General features: G+C 70.1%; 17 protein-coding genes. 10 read left to right on the top strand and 7 right to left on the bottom strand.

Going from position 1 to position 17,069, the window contains the following annotated elements; translation table 11 throughout:
* Nucleotides 1–137 precede the first annotated feature (137 nt).
* On the top strand, nt 138–872 hold the full coding sequence (locus tag ACFVY3_RS00370; RefSeq protein ID WP_364133967.1) for a GAF and ANTAR domain-containing protein: 735 nt from the start codon (nt 138–140) through the stop codon (nt 870–872).
* On the opposite strand, the gene ACFVY3_RS00365 is transcribed toward ACFVY3_RS00370, so the two are convergent.
* The 3 genes from ACFVY3_RS00365 to ACFVY3_RS00355 all read right to left on the bottom strand — a co-directional run bounded on the left by ACFVY3_RS00365 (nt 869) and on the right by ACFVY3_RS00355 (nt 2,917).
* Entirely contained in the window at nt 869–1,549 is a 681-nt protein-coding gene (locus tag ACFVY3_RS00365) for an esterase/lipase family protein (protein ID WP_400158387.1), read from the bottom strand. The genes ACFVY3_RS00370 and ACFVY3_RS00365 overlap by 4 nt on opposite strands.
* Nucleotides 1,546–2,394 (bottom strand): alpha/beta fold hydrolase, encoded by an 849-nt coding sequence (locus tag ACFVY3_RS00360; protein ID WP_400158386.1) that lies wholly within the window; start codon nt 2,392–2,394, stop codon nt 1,546–1,548. Before ACFVY3_RS00360 ends, ACFVY3_RS00365 begins: the two co-directional genes overlap by 4 nt.
* Before the next feature lie 181 nt (nt 2,395–2,575).
* A complete protein-coding gene (locus ACFVY3_RS00355; RefSeq protein WP_364133976.1) occupies nt 2,576–2,917 on the bottom strand; it encodes a cytoplasmic protein in 342 nt (113 codons plus the stop codon).
* A gap of 199 nt (nt 2,918–3,116) precedes the next feature.
* On the opposite strand from ACFVY3_RS00355, the gene ACFVY3_RS00350 reads away from it, so the two are divergent.
* On the top strand, nt 3,117–3,359 hold the full coding sequence (locus ACFVY3_RS00350) for a hypothetical protein (protein WP_400158385.1): 243 nt from the start codon (nt 3,117–3,119) through the stop codon (nt 3,357–3,359).
* On the opposite strand, the gene ACFVY3_RS00345 is transcribed toward ACFVY3_RS00350, so the two are convergent.
* Entirely contained in the window at nt 3,356–3,769 is a 414-nt protein-coding gene (locus ACFVY3_RS00345) for a VOC family protein (protein WP_400158384.1), read from the bottom strand. The genes ACFVY3_RS00350 and ACFVY3_RS00345 overlap by 4 nt on opposite strands.
* A 191-nt stretch (nt 3,770–3,960) precedes the next feature.
* Nucleotides 3,961–4,527, bottom strand: coding sequence for a type 1 glutamine amidotransferase domain-containing protein (locus ACFVY3_RS00340; RefSeq protein ID WP_364133985.1), 567 nt, complete (start codon nt 4,525–4,527; stop codon nt 3,961–3,963).
* A 267-nt stretch (nt 4,528–4,794) separates the two neighbouring features.
* Between ACFVY3_RS00340 and ACFVY3_RS00335 the strand changes: the two genes are divergently transcribed.
* From ACFVY3_RS00335 to ACFVY3_RS00310, 6 genes are all read left to right on the top strand, one after another.
* Nucleotides 4,795–5,046 (top strand): DUF2630 family protein, encoded by a 252-nt coding sequence (locus ACFVY3_RS00335; protein WP_290256214.1) that lies wholly within the window; start codon nt 4,795–4,797, stop codon nt 5,044–5,046.
* A 175-nt stretch (nt 5,047–5,221) separates the two neighbouring features.
* Entirely contained in the window at nt 5,222–6,643 is a 1,422-nt protein-coding gene (locus ACFVY3_RS00330; protein WP_400158383.1) for a S8 family peptidase, read from the top strand.
* 290 nt (nt 6,644–6,933) lie between these two features.
* Nucleotides 6,934–8,304, top strand: coding sequence for an ammonium transporter (locus ACFVY3_RS00325; protein ID WP_400158382.1), 1,371 nt, complete (start codon nt 6,934–6,936; stop codon nt 8,302–8,304).
* Between the two features lie 42 nt (nt 8,305–8,346).
* Nucleotides 8,347–10,221 (top strand): Na+/H+ antiporter, encoded by a 1,875-nt coding sequence (locus ACFVY3_RS00320; protein ID WP_400158381.1) that lies wholly within the window; start codon nt 8,347–8,349, stop codon nt 10,219–10,221.
* Nucleotides 10,222–10,315: 94 nt separating this feature from the next.
* On the top strand, nt 10,316–10,645 hold the full coding sequence (locus tag ACFVY3_RS00315) for a DUF6221 family protein (protein ID WP_400158380.1): 330 nt from the start codon (nt 10,316–10,318) through the stop codon (nt 10,643–10,645).
* Nucleotides 10,646–10,770: 125 nt separating this feature from the next.
* Nucleotides 10,771–11,412 carry an NADPH-dependent F420 reductase gene (locus tag ACFVY3_RS00310; RefSeq protein WP_377971703.1) on the top strand — a complete coding sequence of 214 codons (642 nt, stop codon included), beginning with the start codon at nt 10,771–10,773 and terminating at the stop codon, nt 11,410–11,412.
* Between the two features lie 15 nt (nt 11,413–11,427).
* Here the strand turns inward: ACFVY3_RS00310 and ACFVY3_RS00305 are convergent, their stop codons facing one another.
* Complete coding sequence (locus ACFVY3_RS00305) at nt 11,428–12,021, bottom strand: DUF1992 domain-containing protein (RefSeq protein ID WP_290256220.1); 594 nt, start codon at nt 12,019–12,021, stop codon at nt 11,428–11,430.
* A gap of 166 nt (nt 12,022–12,187) precedes the next feature.
* Here ACFVY3_RS00305 and ACFVY3_RS00300 point away from each other — a divergent pair, with 166 nt between their 5' ends.
* On the top strand, nt 12,188–13,363 hold the full coding sequence (locus ACFVY3_RS00300; RefSeq protein ID WP_400158379.1) for a glycosyltransferase: 1,176 nt from the start codon (nt 12,188–12,190) through the stop codon (nt 13,361–13,363).
* Complete coding sequence (locus tag ACFVY3_RS00295) at nt 13,360–14,814, top strand: lipopolysaccharide biosynthesis protein (RefSeq protein ID WP_400158378.1); 1,455 nt, start codon at nt 13,360–13,362, stop codon at nt 14,812–14,814. The genes ACFVY3_RS00300 and ACFVY3_RS00295 overlap by 4 nt, the downstream gene beginning before the upstream one ends.
* Before the next feature lie 143 nt (nt 14,815–14,957).
* On the opposite strand, the gene ACFVY3_RS00290 is transcribed toward ACFVY3_RS00295, so the two are convergent.
* Nucleotides 14,958–16,808 (bottom strand): hypothetical protein, encoded by a 1,851-nt coding sequence (locus ACFVY3_RS00290; RefSeq protein WP_400158377.1) that lies wholly within the window; start codon nt 16,806–16,808, stop codon nt 14,958–14,960.
* Nucleotides 16,809–17,069 lie beyond the last annotated feature (261 nt).

Here is a 17,069-nt window from a genome sequence, read left to right as displayed (position 1 = left end):
CTTTTTCTCGGTACGGTTTAGCAGAAGGCCGTTGGACGAATTTGGTCCGGCCCTGCCACCGTTCCCACCGTGAACTTGCTCGCCGTGGTGCCGCAGCTGCCGGATCGACACCTCGAGCGAAACGGCATTATCAAACAGTGGCAAGTGATTCATCTGTGGCTTCGATCAGCCAACACCTGAACCAATTCGTGCTCACCAGCGCTGACATGGAAGAGTTCCTCGGCGAATTGGCGAAGGTCTCCGCACGCACCCTCTCCGAGGACGGCGACGAGGTACTTTGCGGCATTACCCTCCTCAGGGAACGCAAGGCTGCCACCGTGGCCAGCAGCAGCGCCGCGGCGCAGGCCATGGACGAGATCCAGTACGGCTTCAGCGACGGCCCGTGCGTCACGGCATCCCGCGAACAGGTCCCGGTTCACATCGAGGACCTGGAAGCGGACGACCGGTGGCCGCAGTGCACGGCGCGGATCCGGGAACACGGCATGCGCTCGATTCTGGCGGTCCCGTTCCTCCTCGACGGCGACACCCGGGCCGCGCTCAATCTGTATTCGCGCCGCCCGCACCGCTTCGACGAGCGGGCCCGCGATCTGGCTCACGGCTTCGTGAACCAGACCTCTATGGCGCTGCGCCTCGCGGTCCGGTTCGCCCACTACAGCGAGAAGGCCAGCAACCTCAAGGCGACCCTGGAGACCCGCACGGGCATCGACGTCGCCGTCGGCATCATCATGGCGCAGAACCGCTGCAGCCAGGCGGAGGCGTTCGAGCTGCTCAAGACCGCCTCCAGCACCCGCAACGTCAAGCTGCACACCGTGGCGGCAAGCATCGTCGATTCCCTGGGGCAGGGACCGGCGCGGACGCACTTCGACAGCTAGTCCGGCGGGGCGGCCGCCTCCTCGAGGACGGTCTTCAGTGTCTGTTCGTGGGCCAGGATGCGGAAGTGTCCGCCGGTGTCGAGCTGGATGTTCCGCGCCCCTGGCAGGACGCTGCCTTCCGGGATATGCGGGTCGAAGAGCCCGTAGATGGAGGTGATCCGCTCGTTGACCCGCTGCTCGCGGGAGAGCTGGAGGGTCACGGCGCTGCGCGGGGAGAGCGCCCGGAGGCTCGGCAGCAGCATGAACCCGGCGTAGCGCGAGCCCGAGAACGGCGAGGCCACGGCCACCATGCGGACCAGCCGGCGCTCGGGGTCCAGGGCCATCATGGCGTACTTGCCGATCAGGCCGCCCTTGCTGTGCGCCACGATCAGGGTGTCCGTCAGGTCCCGGTCCCGCAGGTATCCGGCGATCAGTTCGGCGGCCTTCGGCACGGCCAGCCGGTTCCGCTGCAGCACGGTCACCACGTGCACCGGGTGCCCGGCGTCGTGCAGGGTCCGGATCAGCGGCAGCATGAAGCGCCAGTCCTCGAAAATGCCGGGAATGACGAGGACGGGGCGGCCCGTCCCGCTGAGGAATTCATCCGGGCTCACCCGGGAGACGGCGCTTCGCAGTTGGCGGCCGACGGCGTACACGTAGTCCAGCGCCCACCAGCCGGCGACCCGGAGAGGACTGCTCATGCGGCGGGCTCCGCGGCGTTGACGGTTTCGGTCCGGCCGGCGAAGCGGAGGATCGCCTCGGCCACTTCGACGGATTTATTGTGCTGGACCACGTGTCCGGTGCCCTCGATCTCGAGGAACGCACCCGCGGCGGCCCCGGCCACCAGGCGGTGGCACCAGTCCCGCGGCGCCACCGGATCGTGCTCGCCGCGGAGCACCAGGACCGGGGCGGACACGTCCATAATCCGGTCCTCCAGGCGGTAGTCCATCATCACCCTGAGGTTTTTCAGGTACCACGCGGGTCCGCAGCGCAGGTAGTCGGTGAAGACGACGGCGTTTGAGGACGGGCTCTCGAAGAACAGGCAGTCCCGGCCCAGGGCCAGCGCTTGCCGGGCCACGGTGCGCCTGCGGTCGTTGACCACGGGCCCCATCAGGACCACGTGCCGGACCCGGGCCGGCTGCTGCACGGCCACCTCCGTGGCGAACTGGGTGCCCATCGAGTGCCCGACGATGACGAAGTCCAGCACTCCCAGCCGCTCCAGCGCGCCGATGATGTAGGTGGCCTGTTCGGCGGCGTTGAGGGTGTGGTCCGGTTCCGGTGTGGCCCCGAAGCCCGGCAGGTCGATCGAGTAGGTGTCCACCGTCGCGGCGAGGTTCCGGTGCAGCCGCTCTAGGTAGCGGTGGGAGGCGCCGATTCCGTGGATCAGGACGACGGCGGGCGCTCCCGGCGCAGACTCCGCGGTGCCCTTGGTTCCGATGCCGCTGCCGGCGGTTCCGGCGTCGTCGGTGTCCGCGGTCCTGCGGGAGGCGAACACGTGGCCCAGGTGCCCGGCCACCTTAACCTCGATGCGCACGGGCCTGCTCATGGGGTATCTCGTTTCTTTCGGCGTCCCGTAAGCATACTGACTACACCTGAGCGGGTGCTGGGCGCCGCTTCGACGGTTGCCTGCCCATATGACGCGCGGAAGCGTCGCTCCGGCGCGGAACCGTCGAATCGGAGGCGTGCCGCGGGCGGGTCGGTTGGGGCGCCCGCCCCGGTCAGTGCGGCTAGGCCGGACCGAGCGGCGCCGGACCGGTGGACGGGGCCGGAGCCGGTTCCTTGAGTTCGACGAAGAGGGCGTGCGTGGCGCTCGCGCCGATATTCTCACCGGAGTGGGACTGGGCGGGCAGCCACCGTGCCTGCCCGGCGGGGAGCTCGACGGCGGTCTCCCGTCCGTTGGCGGTGAGGCGGCGCCGGAAGCTGCTGAGGGTGACCATCACCGAGTCCGGGTGCCGGTGCTCCACGGTCTTGTCGCCCGGGGCATCGACGTATTCCAGCACGCGGACCCTCTCATTTTCGAAGACCACCCGGTAGAGGGCGGGGTTGGTCTCCACGGGATCCTGGTTCATGTCCGGACTGTAGCCCCGGACGGCCCCGGGCACCACGGCCTAACTGCCCGGCCGCCCCCGCGGTGCCGCGCCGGAACAGCCACGCCGGTCCGCAGCCGCGGGCCTGTACCGCCGCGGCGGGTCCCTGTAGCGTGGCAGGACGGCCCGGGTCCGCCGGTCCGCGCGAGTCATCGAAATATGCGAGTCATCGGAGGAACACGTGAGCGACAAGCCGGTTGAACCCGAAGAGATCGTCAGCGACGGAGTGCAGGAGGGCAGCAATCCGGTCCCCCGCGAAGAGGAAGGCAACGCCGCCGGCCGGTCCGCCGGCGAGCCTGGGACGGACGGTCAGCAGGACGGCGGCGGGACCCCCGACTCGCGTAAGGTCCCCGGCCCCGCGGAAGAGGACGACGCCGAGACGACGGATGACCGCGGTCTCACCACCGACACCACCCCGGATTAGGTCGCGGGCGGGGCGATGTTGACCAGCCAGTCCACCCCGAACCTGTCCTTGCACATCCCGAACATGTCGCCCCATGGCGCCCGGTCCAGCGGGACCGTGACCGATCCGCCGTCGGACAGCTTGTCCCAGTAGCCGCGCAGCTCGGCCTCGTCGGCGCCGCTGAGGGACACGGAGAAGTTGTTGCCGGGCGTGTAATCCATGCTGTTGGGCGTGTCCGCGCCCATCAGCACCATGCCTGAGTCCGCCGTCAGCATGGCGTGCATGATTTTGTCCTGCTCGGCGGGGTCCTCGCTGGCGTGGAAATCGGCGAAGGTACTCATGGTCAGCTTGCCGCCGAAGACCGACTGATAGAACGTCATGGCCTCTCTGGCGGTGTCGCGAAAGCCTAGGTAGGGGTTCAGCGTGGTCATAGTTCCGGCCTCCCGGGTGCTGGTCAGGTGCTGCTGGTCAGTTGCCCGCGGGTGCCGGACCCCGCGGAGGGACCGGTTCCCGCTGGGTGACATCCTGCCGGATCGAGGTCGCGCTGCACAGGGTCCAAACGCCGCAGGCCGCGTTCCCACCGTGATGGGGACGCGGCCTGCGGCGCGGCTGGGGCTGCCTGCTAGGCGGTCTGGCCGGCGTGCTCGCCCTCGGCGATCTCTTCGATCAGCTTCGCGTTGAAAGCCTCGAGATCGTCCGGGGTCCGGCTGGTGACCAGGCCCTGATCGACCACGACCTGCTCGTCGGACCAGTTGGCGCCGGCGTTCTTGAGGTCGGTTTCAAGCGTGTAGTACGAGGTCAGGCTGCGGCCGTTGGCCACACCGGCGTCGATCAGCAGCCACGGGCCGTGGCAGATCGAGGCGACCGGCTTGTGCTGTTCGAAGAAGCTGCGGGCGAAGGCCTGGGCTCCCTTGTCGGCACGGAGGTGGTCGGCGTTGACGACGCCGCCGGGGATGACCAGCGCGTGGAAATCGTCGGCGTTGGCCTGGTCGACGGTCAGGTCCACGGTGAACGTCTCACCCTTGTCGGTACCGTCGTAGCCCTGCAGGGTGCCGCTCTTCGGCGACACCAGGGTGGGCTCGCCGCCGGCTTCCTTGACCGCGTTCCAGGGGCCGGTCAGCTCGACCTGCTCGACGCCGTCCGTCAGCAGGAAAGCGACCTTCTTGCCCGAGATGTTGTGTTCCGACATACGTCCTCCTCTAAGCGGTGCGCGTCGCTGGCGGCCTGCCGGCCGCGGTGCCCCGCGCAGAAAGATTGGTGGCTTGCGGTTCCCACTCTAGGAACTTCGAAAATAATAAGCAAGCTGATCATATGATGGGTGTAAGCCGCCCGGAGTCGCCGCCCGGCACACCGGCCCTCTGGACCAGCCCTCTATTCAGCAGGGGCGGGCGGTGGCTACGCTGTCGGGGTCAATCCGGCACCGGAACCGCGGGCTCACCGCAGGAAGCAGGCAATCATGGACGAACGCGACATTCTGCAGCGCATCACCGCCTTGGTGGACGAGGAGCGCGGACTCCGGGAGCAGGCCGAGGCGTCCAGCCCGGACCACGACCACGCTCCGGACCGTCTCCGCCTCCAGCAGCTCGAGGAGGACCTGGACCAGTGCTGGGACCTGCTCCGGCAGCGGCGCGCGAAGCGGCAGTACGGGGAGAACCCGGATGAAGCCGAGGCCCGCCCGGTCAGCCAGGTGGAGGGCTACAAGGGCTGACGTGGCAGGGCGGCCGAAGCGCCCTTGGTTGGCGCGGCGCACGGAGGCGGCGCCCGACGGCGGCCGGCACTTTACGGGGCGGCCAAGGACCAAAGGGCCCCTGATTTTTCGGTGGCACCGGCCTACCATATGGACGGGGGGCACCCGGAAGCGCTGTCGCTTAATGGAGGCCACGATGTTCACTTTTGTCCGCACACTTTTCCCGTCGGCGCAGAAGGAGTCCGTGGCCGCCCCGCCGGGCCGCCCCCGCCGCTCCCGGCCCTGGGCAGCGGCCGCCGCCGTCGTCGTCGCGCTCGGAGCGGCGACTCTGGGCGGCTCCCCGGCCTCCGCGGCCGCACCCACTCAAAGCTTCATCGTGGTCTTCAAGGACGGCACCGGCGACGCCGGGGCAATCGCGGCCGCGCACCGGAGCAGCTTTGGGGTCACCGCCGCCACCGTCTACCGCAACGCCGTCAGCGGCTACGCCGGCACCATGACCCAAGCCCAGGCGGCCCAGGTGGCCAAGGATCCGCGCGTGGACTTCGTCACCGCGGACCGGCGCTTCGGCCAGCCTGACGAGCCGAAACCGGCCGGGTCCCAGGTGGCGCCGGCGTGGTGGCAGCGCATCGGCGGCGACCCCGAGGAGGCCCAGGAATCGGCCCGGGCCAACCCGGCCCGCGACAAAGGCACCGGCGTGAACGTGGCCGTGATCGACAGCGGCATCGACGGCAACCACCCGGACCTGAACGTCCGCGGCGGCGTCGACTGCACCTCGGGCCAGCCCGTCAAAGTCACCCCCATCGACAAGCTGGGCCACGGCACGGCCGTGGCCGGCGTCATCGGCGCCCGCAACAACAACCTCGGCATCATCGGCACGGCGCCCGGCACCCCGCTCTGGTCGGTCCGGGTAGTGACGGACGACGACGTCATCACCGAGGCGAGCCTCATCTGCGCGATCGACTGGGCCACTTCCACCCGCCGCGACGACGACCCGACAAACGACATCTCCGTGGCCAACATCAGCATCGGCGGCCCCGGCTCGGACACGGCCAACTGCGGCAAGGGCACCGACCCGATGCACTACGCCATCTGCCGCTCGATCCGCGCCGGCGTCACCTACGCCGTGGCCGCGGGGAACGAGTCCTCCAACCTGGCCGGCACCGTTCCGGCCAGCTACCACGAGGTCCTCACGGCCACCGCGGTCGCCGACTTTGACGGACAGCCGGGCGGACTCGCCGGCACCGTCTGCGGGACGGTGGACTTCGGCATCTTCGGCCAGAAGGACGACGCCCCGGCCTTCTTCTCCAACTACGCGGTAGCCGCCAAGGAGCGCCGCCATACGGTGGCGGCGCCGGGGGTCTGCGTCCTCTCCACCGCGCCCGGGGGCTACGGCATCAACCACGGCACCAGCTTCGCCAGCCCCGCCGTGGCCGGCGCCGTCGCCCTCTGCATCAGCGACGGGGCCTGCCATGGTTCCGGGGCCGAGGTGGGCGAGCAATTCCTGGACCACATCGAGGCGTACAACCACCGGCACCGGGACTTCGGCTTCACCGGCGACCCGCTCCGGCCCGTTGACGCCAAGTACTACGGCTACCTGACGGAAATCGCCCACTTCTGATTTTGCGCCGCCCGCTCCGGTTGCCTCTTGTCGCGCCCGTTTCGACGGTTCCCTGCAGTTTCGACGCTTCCAAACGTCGAGCCGGCAGGGAACCGTCGATTCGGCTCGCGTGAGCCATCGTTAACATCCCCGAAACATGCCCGTTAACGCCCTGACACGAAAGCCCGAATCCTGTAACTTTCCCGCAACGCAGAGCCCGACTGCCTGAAACACTCCGACGCGAGGATTAAACCCGGTTGGGGGCCGGCGGCGAAGTGTCCCGGTACGACGGTTGACGAAGGGACACGCAGGTGCAGCTCACCGCGGGAAGCGTCTGGATCATCATCTCTGCAGCCCTCGCGCTGCTCATGACCCCGGCCCTGGGCCTGTTCTACGGCGGCATGACCCGCGCCAAGGCCTCCTTGAACATGATCATGATGAGCTTCGTCTCGGCGGGCATCGTCGGGGTCGTCTGGGTCCTCTGGGGCTACTCGATGTCCACCGGCCAGGGCGTGCTGGGCATCTTCGGAGACCCGTTCGCCAACGCTGGTCTCTCCCGGCTGATCGGCTCCCCGGACCTGATCAAGGCCGGTTTCAGCGCCACCTTCGCCATCATCACCGTCGCCCTCATCAGCGGGGCCATCGCAGACCGCACCAAATTCTCCGCCTGGGCCCTCTTCGTCCCGGTGTGGATCACCGCCGTCTACTGCCCGCTGGCGTACATGGTCTGGGGCGGCGGGCTGATGAGCCCCGGCGGGGCCGTCAGCAAGATCTTCGGCCAGGTCATCGACTTCGCCGGCGGCACCGTCGTCGAGATCGCCTCCGGCACCGCGGCCCTGGTCATGGTCCTGATCGTCGGCAACCGCCACGGTTTCGCGAAGGACCCCTCGCACCGCCCGCACAACATCCCCTTCATCATGCTGGGCGCCGGCATCCTCTGGTTCGGCTGGTTCGGCTTCAACGCCGGCGCCGCCACCACCGTGGAACAGGCCGGCCTGATCTGGGTCGACACCCTCGCCGCCCCCGCTGCCGCCATGCTCAGCTGGCTCGCCGTCGAGAAGGTCCGCCACGGCCACCCCACCTCGCTCGGCGCCGCGTCCGGCGTCGTCGCGGGCCTGGTGGCCATCACGCCGTCGTGCGCCAACGTCAGCCCGCTCGCCGCCGTCGGCCTGGGCCTGCTGGCCGGCGCCGCCTGCTGCGTGTTCGTGGACCTGAAGTTCCGCTTCGGCTTCGATGACTCGCTCGATGTCGTCGGCGTCCACCTCGGCGGCGGCCTGATCGGCACCCTGGCCCTGGGCTTCATCGCCCTGCCCGTGGACGGCCAGGGCGGCGGGCTGTTCTACGGCGGCGGGCTGCAGCAGCTGGTGGCCCAGACGGTTGCCGTGCTGATCACCGTGCTGCTCTCGGCACTGGCGACGGCGGTCATCGGCCTGGCCATCCACAAGACGATCGGTTTCCGGGTCAGCCACGAGGCCGAGGTGGCCGGCGTCGACCGGTCCGAGCACGCCGAGACCGCCTACGAATTCGACGGCCTGGCACACAGCCGCTTCAACCCCTTCGGACACCACGGCCTCCCCCACCCCGTGCACGCGGCGGCTCCGGCGGACCACCAACGGACCGGGGAACCGGCAGAAGAACATGGTCGTGTCAAGGAGTCCGTCACGGCGGGCAACGCCGCCTGAGTGCCGGCCTGCACCGCGGTGAGCGCCTGACAGAATGAGCCTATGGACATAGCCCTCGGTTTGCTGGTGCTCGTAGCGGTTGTCTGCGCCGGAAGCGCCCTGGGCCGGAAGCTGGACATCTCCGTCCCGCTCCTGCTGGTCCTCGCCGGCGTCGCGGGGTCCTTCATCCCCTTCGTCCCGGACATCGAGCTGAACCCCGAACTGGTGCTGGTGGGCCTGCTGCCGCCGCTGCTCTACGCGGCGGCGCTGCGCACCTCGCTGTTCGACTTCGGTTCCAACCGCCGCGCCATCGGCCTGCTCTCGGTGGGCTACGTGATCTTCGGGACCATCGCCGTGGGTCTGGTGGTCTGGTGGCTGTTCCCGGAAATCCCGCTCGCGGCGGCGATCGCCCTCGGCGCCGTCGTCGCCCCGCCAGACGCCGTGGCCGCCACCGCTATCGCCCGCAAGGTGGGCATGCCGCGCCGCATCGTGACCATCCTCGAGGGCGAATCGCTGGTCAACGATGCCACCGCCCTGGTCTGCCTGCGCAGCGCCATCGCCGCCATCGCCGGAACCGTCTCGGCGGCCGGCATCGCGGGGGGCTTCGTGCTCGCCGCGGGCGGCGGCCTGGTGGTGGGATTGGCCGCGGCCTACGTCCTGACCATGCTGCGCAAGCGGATCCGCAACGTCGCGATCAACACTTCGACGTCGCTGATGGCCCCGTTCGTCGCCTACCTCCCGGCCGAGGCCATCCACGCCTCCGGGGTCCTCGCCGTCGTCGTCACCGGACTGGTGATGGGGATGAAGGCGCCGTCGATGCCCAACGGCGCGGCCCGGCTCAGCCAGCGCAGCAACTGGAACACCGTGCAGTTCCTGCTGGAGAACTCCGTCTTCCTGCTGATCGGCCTGCAGGTCCGGACCATCATCGAGGGTGTCCAGGACGATTCGCTCGGCGCGGGCCGGATCTGGGCCGGGTGCGCCGTGATCCTGCTGGCGGTGCTGGTGCTGCGGCCGGTCTGGGTCTTTCCCGCAACCTACCTGCCGCGGCTCATCCCCAGCATCAAGCGCAAGGACCCGGCCCCGCCCTGGCAGTTCGCAGCGATCGTGTCCTGGGCGGGCATGCGCGGGGTGGTGACCCTCGCCGCGGTGCTGGTGCTGCCGGCGGACCTGGAACACCGCTCCGTGCTGATCCTCGCGGCCTTGGTGGTGGTGGCCGGCACCCTCACCCTGCAGGGCTTCACGCTGCCCCCGCTGGTCCGGTGGCTGCGGGTGCAGGGTCCCGACCGGCGCGAGGACGCGCTCAACCAGGCGTCCCTGATGCAGCTGGCGACGGCGGCGGGCGTGGAGCGGTTGCAGGAACTGCGCACCGACAACGACCCGCCCGAAGTGATGGCGATGCTGAAGCGGCGCACCCAGGAGCGCGGCCTGGCAGCGTGGGAGCGCCTGGGCCGGCCCACCTCCGAGGCCGCCACCCCCAGCCAGCGCTATGCGGAGCTGCGCCTGGCCATGCTGGAGGCGGAACGGGCCAAGGTGCTGGAGCTTAGGCGCGGCGGGGAGTACGCCCACGAGGTGCTCAGCGAGGTCCTGGACCGGCTGGACGTCGAGGAATCGATGCTGGATATCTCCCTCGATGAGCTGGACACGGCCGGCGACGGCGGCGGCGAGGGCCTCGCGCAGCCCGGCGGCGCCTGCGGGCACCTGGAATCCGCCCCGGACCGCGAGGTCCCCGAGGACCCCTTCTGCGCCGAATGCCGGCGGGAGGGCACGACGCCGGTCCACCTCAGGATGTGCCTGGCGTGCGGAAACGTCGCCTGTTGCGATTCCTCCCCCGGCACCCACGCCACGAAGCACTACCGCTCTACCGGCCATCCCGTGATGCGCAGCGCCGAACCCGGCGAGGAGTGGCGCTGGTGCTACGAGGACGACCTGCTGGGCTAGGCACCGCTTCGCTTGCATCGGCCGGGGCCAACTGCAGACGGATCCCGGCGCCGGCACGTGCCTGCCGGTGGTACCCGGGCGTACCCTCGGAGCTGTGGACATCGTTGAATTCCTGTCCCAACGGATCGGCGAGGACGAGGCCGCGGCCAAATCGCTGCTGACCGACAGGACCCTCTCCAAGTCCGGCGAATGGTACGAACAGCGGCTGCTGCTCGAGTGCGAGGCCAAACGGCGGCTGATCCAGGTGGTGGAGGCCGCCCGGCAATCCGCCCTGACGGCCATGGTCACCGAATCGGTTGACGGGGGCTCCGGGGACGGCGGCTGGGCGCCCCGGTCACTGGACTGGATGGAACGGTCGCTGCGGGCGGTGGCGCTGCCCTACGTCGACCACCCCGACTTCAACGAGGACTGGCTGAGGCCCTGACGCGCCGGCCGTCAGGCCTCTGGCGTTCGTCCCTCTGGCGTTCGTCCGGGAACGGAAAGCTCCGCGCAGAGCGAACGGCCCGCACACCACGAAATATCCCGGGACCTCGGGCCGTTGCCCCCACTATGACAACTATTGGAATCATCGGTGCAGGTCACATTGGCAGCCAGGTCGCCCGCAAGGCGGTCGAACTCGGCTACGACGTCGTCATCAGCAACTCCCGCGGACCCGAGACGCTGGGCGACCTCGTCGCGGAACTGGGCCCGAAGGCCCGCGCGGCCACGGCCGCCGAAGCCGCCGCGGCAGGCGACTTCGCCGTCGTCACCGTCCCGCTGAAGAACATCGGCGACATCCCGGCGGAACCGCTGGCCGGGAAGATCGTGGTGGACACCAACAACTACTACTGGGAGCGCGACGGCCGCATCGCCGCGCTGGATAATGGCGAGGCCACCACCTCCGGCATGCTGCAGGACCTCCTGCCGCAGTCCAAGGTGGCCAAGGGCTTCAACCACATCATGTACACCCAGATCACCACAGACGGCACCCCGGCCGGCACAGACAACCGCCGGGCGCTGGCCACCGCCAGTGACTACCCGGAGGCCGCGGAACTGGTCACCCGGCTGTACGACGAGTTCGGTTTCGACACCGTCAACATCGGCCCGCTCTCCGAGAGCTGGCGCGTGGAACGCGACCGCCCTGCCTACGGCAGCCGCCAAAACGCCGAGGAACTGCGCGAGAACCTGGCCAAGGCGCCCCGCACCCTCTAGCCGAGCTCTCCGGCGCTACCCCCCGGACCGCCGGCGCCACCACGGGCGCCGGCGGTCCGGCTCCGTTGCCGGGACCTCCGGCTCCGCCGCGGCACGACGCTCCCGCCACCTGGCCACCTCGACGTCGGCGTCCCGGGTCTTCGTAATCACCGGCGGACCGCCCTGCAACTGGCGCCGCGCCTCGATGACGCGGGCGTTGAAGTCGGCGATGATCTCCCGCACCTGGGATTCCGCCACCTGCTGGTCCAGCCGGTCATCCAAGGCGGCGTCCTCGGTCCGCAGCAGGATCGCGGCCGGACCCAGTCCGCTGAGGTCCTCACGCTGCAGCAACCCCTTGACCCACCAGTCCGGGTCGTAGACCTCGCCCAGGCCCGGAATCGGCTTGCCTGCGTACTTGAGATTGTCGAACTTCCCCTGCGCCATGGCGTCCCGGACCAGGTACTCGGCCCGGGCGGCGTCGTCCACCGCGGCGCGCTTCCGCCTCAGGTTCTCCTCGGCGGCGTCCAACTCGGCCTGTTCCTCGACCGAACTGCCGCTGATCCGGAGGGACCTCAGCTCGGCGGCCCGTTCCACCCGGCGCCGGAATGCCGGGTTCCCGCCGTCGACCATACCTGCACCCCTTCCCGGGTCCGATGCCTTTCTCCAGTATGACCAGCCGGGCCACGACGACGGAACCCCAGCATCTCGCAGGCGGTAATCTAGACCCTCCTTGTCCCTATGAACAGGGCCATGTGGCCCCCGATAACGGGTAGGTGGGGTCAAGTACACTCATGCAATGAGGCTTCTGTACATCACAGAAAGTGCGCCCAACCGCGACCCCGTGTACGGGGATGGCAGCTCCATGATCCCGTACGAAATCCTGCGGAATCTGCCCGGCGACGTCGACGTGACCCTGCTCAGCTTCGAGGGCCGGGTCGGGCTGCCGGAGGAGATCCGCGAGCGCTGCGCGGAGGTCCAGATGCTCACCCCCCGCCCGCGTGCGGCCGCCCTCGTCCGCTCCCTGGGCGGCCTCAACGGTGCCGGCCGGCAGGAACGGGCGACGCGCGAGGCGGCGGAGCTGACCGCTTCGCTCTCCGCCCGCGCCGACGCCACCCTCATTCACGGACCCCACGCCCTGTTCCTCTCCCGGTACGTCCACGGTCCTCTGGTGCTGCAGACCGTTGACCCTTGGTCAGTCCGGACGCAGATGGACACTGCCATCGCCGGTCGGCTGAAGGCCGCCTACCGGGCCCGGGAATTCCTGGCCTTGCGCGCCGAACGCCGGCTCCCCGCCCGGGCCCGCCTGCTCACCGTCGGAGCCAAGGACGCCGCCCGGTGGTCCGCCAGCCTGGGCCGCCCTGTCCGCAGCATCCCCAACGGCGCCGACCAGGCAGCGCAGCCGGCCGCCCGGCGCGAGGACCCCGTGGTCTGTTTCCTCGGCAGCCTGAACTATGGCCCGAACATCGACAGCGCCCAGGTCCTGGTCCGGACCATCGCCCCGCTGGTCTGGGAAAGCGTCCCCCGGGCCACCTTTGTCCTCGCCGGGCGCCGGCCGGACCCCGCCGTCCTGGCCCTGGCCGGCCCGCGGGTGGAGGTCGCCGGCAACGTGCCGTCCGTCCTTGACATCTACCGGGCCTCTGACGTGGCCGCCTTCCCGGACGAACACGGCGTCGGGATCCGCAACTCGGTGCGGGAGGCCCTGGCCGCCGGTGTGCCCGTCGTGGCAACGCCCGTGGCGGCCCGGGAGCAGGAAGCCCACCCGCTGCTGACCGTCGTCGGGGACCCGGAGGCTTTCGCCCGGCGGGTCGTGGAGGCGCTCACGAACCGCGGGAGCGGCGCGGGGACGGCAGGACCCGAGACCACGGCATCGGTCCGCTCCTGGCAGACCGCAACGCTGGAGTACCTGGCGGAACTGCACGCGGCCATCGGCTCCGCGGGGGCGGGGCTTCCGGCGCGGAGTAGCTCCGCATGACGCAGGCACCGCCGGGGGAACTGGCCCGGACCGGCGTGCGCGGCGCGATGTGGCAGGGCCTGGCCTTCGCCGGCGGCCGCATCATCGTCCTCATCACCACCGTGGTCCTGGCCCGGCTGCTGTCCCCGCACGAATACGGCCTGGTGGCCTTGGCCCTGGTCCTGATGGGCTACGCGGAGACGATTGCCGACGCCGGCGTGGCCCAGGCCCTGGTGTACCTCCCCCGGACCGGGATCATCGCCCGGTCCGCGCTCATGATCTCCGCGATCCTGGGCTCCCTGCTGGGGCTCACGGCCTTCCTCGCCGCGCCCCTCATCGCCGATCTGTTCCAGCTCCCGGATGTGGTCCCCCTGGTGCAGATCCTGGGCGTCTCCGTGCTGGCCACGTCGCTAGGCGCGGTCCCCGAGGCACTGCTCCGCCGGGACCTGCACTTCAAGAAGCTCACTGCCGCCCCGGTCCTGAAGGCCGTCACCATGGGGACGGTGACCCTGTCCCTGGCGTTCACCGGCCACGGTGCATGGTCGCTTGCCGTGGGCACCGCCGCCGGATCCGTGGCGTATGCGGCGACCTGCTGGTATCTGGTCGGGAGGCAGGCACCCTGGCAGATCTGGCGGATCAGCAAGGCAGCGCTGATGGCCAACGTCAAATACGGCGCACCCGTGGCCGGCAGCAGCCTGCTCGCCCGGCTGATCTTCGACATCGACTACCTGATCATCGGGATCATCCTGGGCGCCCAGGCCCTTGGTTATTACACGCTGGCGTTCCGGCTTCCGGAAGTGGTGATCCTGAACGTCTTCTTCGTCCTCTCAACAGTCCTCTTCCCGCTCTACGCCCGCGTCCGCGGCGAACCCGAACGGCTCCGTGCCGGCTACCTGACCAGCGTGCGGATCCAGTCCCTCTACGGCGTCACCGCCGGGGTGGGCCTCTCGGTGGTGGCGCCGGTGCTGGTGCCGCTGGTGTTCGGCGATAAGTGGGACGAGGCCGTGCTGCCGCTGGTCTTCCTGGCCCTCTACGCCGCGGCCCGGTCCCTCGGCGCCGGCGCCAATGATGTCTACAAGGCCCTGGGCCGGCCCGGTCTCTCGATCGTGGTGTCCCTGGTTCGCCTCCTGATCCTCCTGCCCGTCCTGCTCTATGCCACCCGCTGGGGCATCGTGGGCGTGGCAGTGGCGCAACTGGTGGTGGCCGTGGTGTTCGCGGTGGGAATGCAGGTGGTCGCGGCGAAGGTCATCCAGTTGCGGCCCCGTGCACTGCTGGGCGCCATCGCCCCCGGTCTGGTCTGCGGTGCCGCGGTGGCGCTGACCGGACTGGGGAACCTCCTGGCTCCGGAACTGGGGTCCGTGCCCTGCATGGTGCTGGTGGTCGTGGTGGCGGTCGGGGCGGTCTACGCGATCGTACGGTTCGCCTACCGGCCGCTGCATGACGAGTTGCTGGGCATGGTCCGCCGCTCCTAGTAGCAGGCATGGTCCGCAGCTCCTAGTAGCAGGCATGGTCCGCAGCTCCTAGGAGGAGGACTTACCGGCTAGGGGCCCGCTGAGGCGGTCCGGCGGGACCGCTATGTCGACCCGCCGTGATGATCCGGCGGCAGGTAGTGCTGTTAGGCCGGCCGCCGGCCCGTGACGGTGCCGGCCGGGATGGCAACCGGGAACAGCCGCAGCCCCAGTGCCATGCGCCCCGCGACGGCCTTCAGCAGGCCGAAGCGGACCCCCTGCCGGAGCGCCAGGGTACCGCGTACCGCCTCCGGGGAATCGACCGGCACCAGCCGGGCCGGGCCGTCGAGGCCGGGGACGTTCCAGTGCACCGTGATGTCCTCGAAGCCGTGCTTGCGGAACGTCCGCTTCCAGCCCGCCACCGTGTGCGGTCCGCGCCCGGCGGCGGTGCGCCGGACCTGGGCGCAGACCCATCCCCCGGGTTCCACGTCCGCTGCCGCCCGCTCGAAGAGGCCGGCGTCGGGTTCACGCAGGAGCACGACGTCGAACTGCGCCCCGGGCGCGCCCGTGCCTGTGCCCACCGGCCGGGCATCAGGGTCCAGCAGCTGGAGTGCGGCCAGCAGCTCCGGGTCGATCGATCCCCCGTAGCCCAGGTGCCGGGGCTGCAGCACGGGGGTCAGGAAACGCCAGTCCAGCATCCGCCAGCGGTGCAGGGTCAGTCCGGGACGTCCGCCCGGATCCGCCTCCGGGGCCGGAAGGGTCCGGGAGGAGATGCTGTTCCAGACCGTTTCGGTGGCCAGGCGGCGGACCAGCTCACGGGACAGCCCGGCGTCGATCACGCGGGCGCCGGGCAGCCTAGTGGCCAGCTGCAGGTAAGACTTGCGCCAGTGCTCCAGCAGCTCCACCGTGTGCTCGCCCTTCCGGGCGAACATCACCTCGCCGGGGGCATCGAGTACCAGCAGCACGTCGGGCGCCGGTCCCAGTTTCACCGCCAGGGTATTGGTCAGGCCAGCACTGGTGTGGCCGCCGCCGACCTGCGGCAGGAGCGCGTCGTAAGCCACCCGGTCCATCAGCACCACCCGGCCGCGGAGGCTGTGATAGCGGGCCTTGGTGCCGCCCTTGAGCACCCGGAACATCTTCTTGGCGGTCCGGCCGCCGGGCAGCCGCTCGAGCCACCGGTCCCACGGGCCGGCACCCCAGAGCCCCATGTAGACATAGGACGTGGGGATGGGAAAGTCTGCCCGGAGCCCGTGCAGGAGCGTGGTTTTGCCGGCACCGTCCGGCGCCATGACGCCCACCACCGGGCCGGGGCCGGGGAGCCGCGGGGTCATCAGCCGGAGCGTGCGGTGGCCCAACCAGCGGCCGCGACTGGCCAGCGGCTGGGTCCGGGTCCAAGTACGCCGCCACCGTCCGGCGAGATCGCGGACGCCGTCGAAGTTCCCCGCGTTGACGGCGTCGAGCAGGGCGGACGCCGCCCCGCCCCCACTTCGCCGGTCCACGTACTCGGCGACCGGTCCGGCGGCAGAGGCGACGCCGGCGGACGCCAGCGCCGCGGCCTGGCGGTCAGCCGCTATCCCGCCCTTGTCCAGGACCAGGTGCAGCAGGTGCAGCCACGCCTTGTCGGCCAGCGCGGGGAGCCACAGCCCATCCTGCCGGACACGGCGGTCCAGGCAGCCGGCGGCCAAGGGTGTGCTCCACTGCTGGAAACGTCCGAAGGACACCTCGGACACGACGTCGAGTTTGAGCCAGAATTCGTCGGCGTCCATGTAGCCAAAGTAGAACCGGTGGCTGCCGTGCCCGGTGGCATGCACGCGGCACAGTCCGATCCGTGCCATCAGCCCGTCCAGTTGCGGCAGCATCCGCGGATCCACCAGCAGGTCCACGTCGCCGTCCGGGCAGGCCAAGTCGTCCTCGCCGCGCAGCAGCACCCACGGCAGGCCGGTGTCCTCGAGGGCGCGAAACGCTTCAAGCACGGTGGGGTGGGCGGCCGGGAGGCGAGTCTGGGGGTGGATGCTCACGGCGCGCACCCGCCGTCGTCCGTCGAGTGTGCCATGTCCGCGAGACCTCCTAGACCGGATCCGGCCAGTCCCGCGGACTCCCGCCCACGGCCGCAAAGACGGCCGCTGTCAGCCCGGGGACAATCAGCCCGCAGGGGGCTGGCACGGCGTTGCCGCCGCCGGAAAATGTGTTTCCAGCCTAGGAGCGGCCGCCCCGCCTGTCACGAGTAGCGGCACGGGGATGCCGGCGCCCGGGTACTTGGCCGCTACCCGTAAACGCGA

The sequence above is a fragment of the Arthrobacter sp. BPSS-3 genome (assembly GCF_044628475.1).
GTDB lineage: Bacteria > Actinomycetota > Actinomycetes > Actinomycetales > Micrococcaceae > Arthrobacter.
The sequence above is the reverse complement of the archived record's forward strand: the minus strand, read 5'-3'. Positions and strand labels throughout refer to the sequence as shown.

What these genes read in the sequence shown, in the direction of transcription:
- ACFVY3_RS00365 (WP_400158387.1), bottom strand. Translation starts at nt 1,549, where the DNA reads ATGAGCAGTCCTCTCCGGGTCGCCGGCTGGTGGGCGCTGGACTACGTG.
- ACFVY3_RS00360 (WP_400158386.1), bottom strand. Translation starts at nt 2,394, where the DNA reads ATGAGCAGGCCCGTGCGCATCGAGGTTAAGGTGGCCGGGCACCTGGGC.
- ACFVY3_RS00355 (WP_364133976.1), bottom strand. Translation starts at nt 2,917, where the DNA reads ATGAACCAGGATCCCGTGGAGACCAACCCCGCCCTCTACCGGGTGGTC.
- ACFVY3_RS00345 (WP_400158384.1), bottom strand. Translation starts at nt 3,769, where the DNA reads ATGACCACGCTGAACCCCTACCTAGGCTTTCGCGACACCGCCAGAGAG.
- ACFVY3_RS00340 (WP_364133985.1), bottom strand. Translation starts at nt 4,527, where the DNA reads ATGTCGGAACACAACATCTCGGGCAAGAAGGTCGCTTTCCTGCTGACG.
- ACFVY3_RS00335 (WP_290256214.1), top strand. Translation starts at nt 4,795, where the DNA reads ATGGACGAACGCGACATTCTGCAGCGCATCACCGCCTTGGTGGACGAG.
- ACFVY3_RS00330 (WP_400158383.1), top strand. Translation starts at nt 5,222, where the DNA reads ATGTTCACTTTTGTCCGCACACTTTTCCCGTCGGCGCAGAAGGAGTCC.
- ACFVY3_RS00320 (WP_400158381.1), top strand. Translation starts at nt 8,347, where the DNA reads ATGGACATAGCCCTCGGTTTGCTGGTGCTCGTAGCGGTTGTCTGCGCC.
- ACFVY3_RS00310 (WP_377971703.1), top strand. Translation starts at nt 10,771, where the DNA reads ATGACAACTATTGGAATCATCGGTGCAGGTCACATTGGCAGCCAGGTC.
- ACFVY3_RS00305 (WP_290256220.1), bottom strand. Translation starts at nt 12,021, where the DNA reads ATGGTCGACGGCGGGAACCCGGCATTCCGGCGCCGGGTGGAACGGGCC.
- ACFVY3_RS00300 (WP_400158379.1), top strand. Translation starts at nt 12,188, where the DNA reads ATGAGGCTTCTGTACATCACAGAAAGTGCGCCCAACCGCGACCCCGTG.
- ACFVY3_RS00295 (WP_400158378.1), top strand. Translation starts at nt 13,360, where the DNA reads ATGACGCAGGCACCGCCGGGGGAACTGGCCCGGACCGGCGTGCGCGGC.